This is a genomic window from Sphingomonas sp. (assembly GCF_042096255.1).
GTDB lineage: Bacteria > Pseudomonadota > Alphaproteobacteria > Sphingomonadales > Sphingomonadaceae > Sphingomonas.
Genome location: NZ_JBELLZ010000170.1, coordinates 1 through 3,914, shown reverse-complemented (window position 1 = coordinate 3,914; position 3,914 = coordinate 1). Strand labels below are relative to the sequence as shown.

The window sequence follows — 3,914 nt, the reverse complement described above, 5'->3', positions numbered from 1 at the left end:
CAGCGAATACGACTCGGTCGAAGCCGCGCGCCTGCTCGGCCGCCGCAGCGAGGAGCATGCCGCTTTGCTCGGCCATGAACCCCGCGCCGCGCTCGTCCACCGCAACCACATGGTGCGCGCATGATCCTGGCGCTCTCCGGCGCGACCGGCTTCGTCGGCAGCCACCTGCTCGACCTCGCGCTGGCGGAGGGCCACCAGATCCGCGCGCTCACCCGCCGTCCGCAGCCCGAGCGCGCCGGCGTGACCTGGGTCGCGGGCGACCTCGCCGACACCGCGGCGCTCGCCAGCCTGGTCGACGGCGCCGACACGGTCGTCCACCTCGCCGGCCTGGTCAACGCGCCCGACCGCGCCGGCTTCGCGCGCGGCAACGTCGACGGAACCCGCGCGATGGTCGCGGCGAGCACGGGCAAGCGCTTCGTCCACGTCTCCTCGCTCGCCGCGCGCGAGCCGAAGCTCTCCGATTATGGCTGGTCCAAGGCGGAGGCCGAGCGGATCGTCACGACAAGCGATCTCGACTGGACGATCGTCCGCCCCACCGGCGTCTACGGCCCGCGCGACAGCGAGATGCGCGAGATGTTCCGCATGGCGAAGCGTGGCGTGGTGCTGCTGCCGCCGCGCGGGCGCGTGTCGCTGATCGCGGTGGAGGATCTGGCCCGGCTGCTGCTGGCGATCGCCACCCAGGGCGGCCCGCGCGCGATCCTGGAGGCGGACGACGGCAGCGCTGGCTACACCCACGCCGATCTCGCCCATGCGATCGGCCGCGCGGTCGGGCGGAAGGTCCGCGCGCTGCACATGCCGGTCACCGCCTTGCGGCTCGCCGCGCGCGCCGACATGCGCCGGCGGGGTACGCGCGCGAAGCTGACGCTCGACCGCGTCGGCTATCTCGCCCACCCGGACTGGACCGCGGTACCCGCGCGCCGCCCCTCCCCCGCCTTGTGGCAGCCGCGGATCGCACTGGACGCGGGCCTCGCCGCCACCGCGGCATGGTATCGCGCGCACGGCCTGCTATAGGCCGCACCCCCGCCGCATTTCTCCGTCAGGACCCGAGCCCATGAGCGACCGCGACCAGATCCTCGACGCCGTCAAGGCGCAGATCGAGCCCTTCAACAAGAAGGGCGTTTCCGTGACGGAGGCGACGAGCTTCCAGCGCGACCTGGAATGGGATTCTCTGACGGTGATGGACTTCGTCGCCGCGGTGGAGGACGAGTTCGACATCATCATCACCATGAACATGCAGGCCGAGATCGAGACGGTCGGCCAGCTCGCCGACGCCGTCGCGCGGCTGAAGGCGTAACCCCCTCCGTTCGTGCTGAGCGAAGTCGAAGCACAAGCCCGAGCGGTGCCCTCATGCCCTTCGACTTCGCTCAGGGCGAACGGACGTAGAGAACGATGACCGAAACCGGCCTCCAGCCCGAAGCCCTGCCCGCCGAGGCGCCCACCCCCGCCCCTGCGCACGACCTGTTCGCCAAGTTCGCCCCCCTGATCGCCGAGCGCGAGGCGCTGCTGACCAGCGGGATGCGCGACCCGTTCGGCATCGTCATGGAGGAGGTCCGCTCCCCCACCGTGGCGGTGATCAAGGGCCGCGAGACGATCCTGCTCGGCACCTACAATTACATGGGCATGACGTTCGACCCGGACGTGATCGCCGCGGGCAAGGCCGCATACGACCGGTTCGGCACCGGCACCAACGGCAGCCGCGCGCTCAACGGCACCTTCCACGATCACATGGAGGTGGAGCAGGCGCTGCGCGATTTCTACGGCACCAGCGGCGCGATCGTCTTCTCCACCGGCTACCAGGCGAACCTGGGCGTGATCTCGGCCATCGCCGGCCGCGGCGAATACATCATCCTCGATGCCGACAGCCACGCCTCGATCTACGACGGCTGCGCGATGGGCAATGCCGAGGTGGTCCGCTTCCGCCACAACTCGGTCGAGGACCTCGACAAGCGCCTCGGCCGCCTGCCCAAGGAGCCCGGAAAGCTCGTGGTGCTCGAAGGCGTCTATTCGATGCTCGGCGACATCGCCCCGCTCCGGGAGATGGTCGCGGTCGCCAAGAAGCACGGCTGCATGGTGCTGGTGGACGAGGCGCATTCGATGGGCTTCTTCGGCGAGCACGGCCGCGGCGTCTACGAAGAGCAGGGACTCGAGGCTGACGTCGATTTCGTGATCGGCACGTTCTCGAAGTCGGTCGGCACCGTGGGCGGTTTCTGCGTGTCGAACCATCCGCAGTTCGAGATCCTGCGCTTCGTCTGCCGCCCGTACATCTTCACCGCCAGCCTGCCGCCCGCGGTGGTCGCCACCGCCGCCGCTTCGATCCGCAAGCTGATGACCGCCACCGCCAAGCGCGAGCAACTGTGGCGCAACGTCCGCCGCCTCCATTCGGGCCTGTCGTCGCTCGGCTTCCGCCTGCCCACCGCCGCGCCCGAGTCCGCGATCGTCGCGGTGCTGCTCGACGATCAGGAGCAGGCGGTGCGGATGTGGCAGGGGCTGCTCGAGGCGGGGTTGTACGTCAACGTCGCCCGCCCCCCCGCGACGCCCACCGGCGTGTTCCTGCTGCGCTGTTCGGTCTGCGCCGAGCATAGCGACGCGCAGATCGAGCGCATCATCGCCATGTTCGAGGACGTTGGCCGCGCGCAGGTCGTGATTGGCTGAGCGCCGACCCGCCGCTTTCCACTACTTGCCCCTTCCGCTAGGATAGCGCCGTGAGCGCGAGCGAGGGCGCGGACGCCCCCGGAGGGCTGGCTTCGGCCTGGCGCACCATCACTCTGATCGTGATGGGGCTGCTCGGTGTCGCCGTGGCGGTGGCGCTGATCGTGACGCTCGGCCAGGCCAACAGCCAGCGCGAGAACGCGCAGCGGCTGCAGAGCCACAGCTACGATGTGACGGTGTTGGCGCGCACCCTGTCTGCCACCATCGCGCGGTCGGAGGCATCGCTCGGCCGTTTCGTCATCTCGGGCGACAAGCAGCTGGGCCAGCTTTATTACGACGACTGGCGGCGCGCGGGTGACCAGATCGACCAGCTGGAACGCCTCACCGCCGACAGTCCCGAGCAGCAGCGCCGGATCGAGCGCCTGCGCCGCGCCTATCAGGTCCGCGGCGAGGAACTGTCGCTCACCGCGCTCAGCACCAATTACGGCAAGAACCAGCAGGCGCTGTCACGCTACTATCAGGCGCGCAAGGCGCCCGCGCTGGTCGAGATGGACGCCCTGCTCGACCGGATCATCCGCGGCGAACGGACGCTGCTTCGCCAGCGAACCGAGGCGGCGATGGCGACGGTGGCGCAGGCGGGGCGCGCGGCGCGGGTGCTCTCGGTGTTCGGCGCAGGCCTGGTGCTCGGCGCGATCGCGCTCGGCTGGCTCACCGTTCGTGCGCTGGGCGAGCGGGCGGTGGCGCGCGCCGATGCCGAGGCAGAGCGCCGCCGCGCCGAGGAACTCGCCGTCGCCGTCGCCGAAGCGACCGAGACGCTACGCGCGCAGGAAGTGCAGCTGCGCCAAGTTCAGAAGATGGAGGCGGTGGGTCAGCTCACCGGCGGCATCGCGCACGATTTCAACAATATGCTGGCGGTGGTGATCGGCGGGATCGAGCTTGCCCGGCGCGGGCTTCTCACCGGCGCGGACGTGTCGCGCCACCTCGATAGCGCCAGTGAGGGTGCACAGCGCGCCGCCGCGCTCACCCGCCAATTGCTCGCCTTCGCGCGCGAACGGAGCAGCGATCCCGAGCCGGTGGCGGTGGGCGCGCTGGTCGCCGGCATGCGCGACCTGCTTGACCGCACCCTGGGAGATGCGATCCGCGTCGAGGTATCGGACGCAAGCGACGGCACGCACGTGCGCGCCGATCGGGTTCAGTTCGAGAACACCATCCTCAACCTCGCGGTCAACGCGCGCGACGCGATGCCGGGCGGCGGGACGCTGACG

General features: G+C 70.3%; 4 protein-coding genes and 1 pseudogene. All 5 read left to right on the top strand.

Annotation, left to right across the window (positions count from 1 at the left end; all coding sequences use genetic code 11):
- Positions 1-124 (top strand): annotated as a pseudogene (locus ACFDTH_RS17780) (glutamate 5-kinase); the annotation flags it as partial.
- Positions 121-1,011: an NAD-dependent epimerase/dehydratase family protein gene (locus ACFDTH_RS17775; RefSeq protein ID WP_375288884.1), complete on the top strand. Its 891-nt coding sequence runs from the start codon at positions 121-123 to the stop codon at positions 1,009-1,011. The pseudogene ACFDTH_RS17780 and the gene ACFDTH_RS17775, both read left to right, overlap by 4 nt.
- A gap of 40 nt (positions 1,012-1,051) precedes the next feature.
- The gene (locus ACFDTH_RS17770) at positions 1,052-1,294 is read left to right on the top strand and encodes an acyl carrier protein (protein WP_375288883.1); all 243 of its coding nucleotides are present in this window, start codon (positions 1,052-1,054) and stop codon (positions 1,292-1,294) included.
- A 95-nt stretch (positions 1,295-1,389) separates the two neighbouring features.
- Positions 1,390-2,652: an aminotransferase class I/II-fold pyridoxal phosphate-dependent enzyme gene (locus ACFDTH_RS17765; RefSeq protein WP_375288882.1), complete on the top strand. Its 1,263-nt coding sequence runs from the start codon at positions 1,390-1,392 to the stop codon at positions 2,650-2,652.
- A 50-nt stretch (positions 2,653-2,702) separates the two neighbouring features.
- Positions 2,703-3,914: CHASE3 domain-containing protein (locus tag ACFDTH_RS17760; RefSeq protein ID WP_375288881.1), on the top strand; the 1,212-nt coding region annotated here is incomplete at its 3' end.

What these genes read in the sequence shown, in the direction of transcription:
- ACFDTH_RS17775 (WP_375288884.1), top strand. Translation starts at nt 121, where the DNA reads ATGATCCTGGCGCTCTCCGGCGCGACCGGCTTCGTCGGCAGCCACCTG.
- ACFDTH_RS17770 (WP_375288883.1), top strand. Translation starts at nt 1,052, where the DNA reads ATGAGCGACCGCGACCAGATCCTCGACGCCGTCAAGGCGCAGATCGAG.
- ACFDTH_RS17765 (WP_375288882.1), top strand. Translation starts at nt 1,390, where the DNA reads ATGACCGAAACCGGCCTCCAGCCCGAAGCCCTGCCCGCCGAGGCGCCC.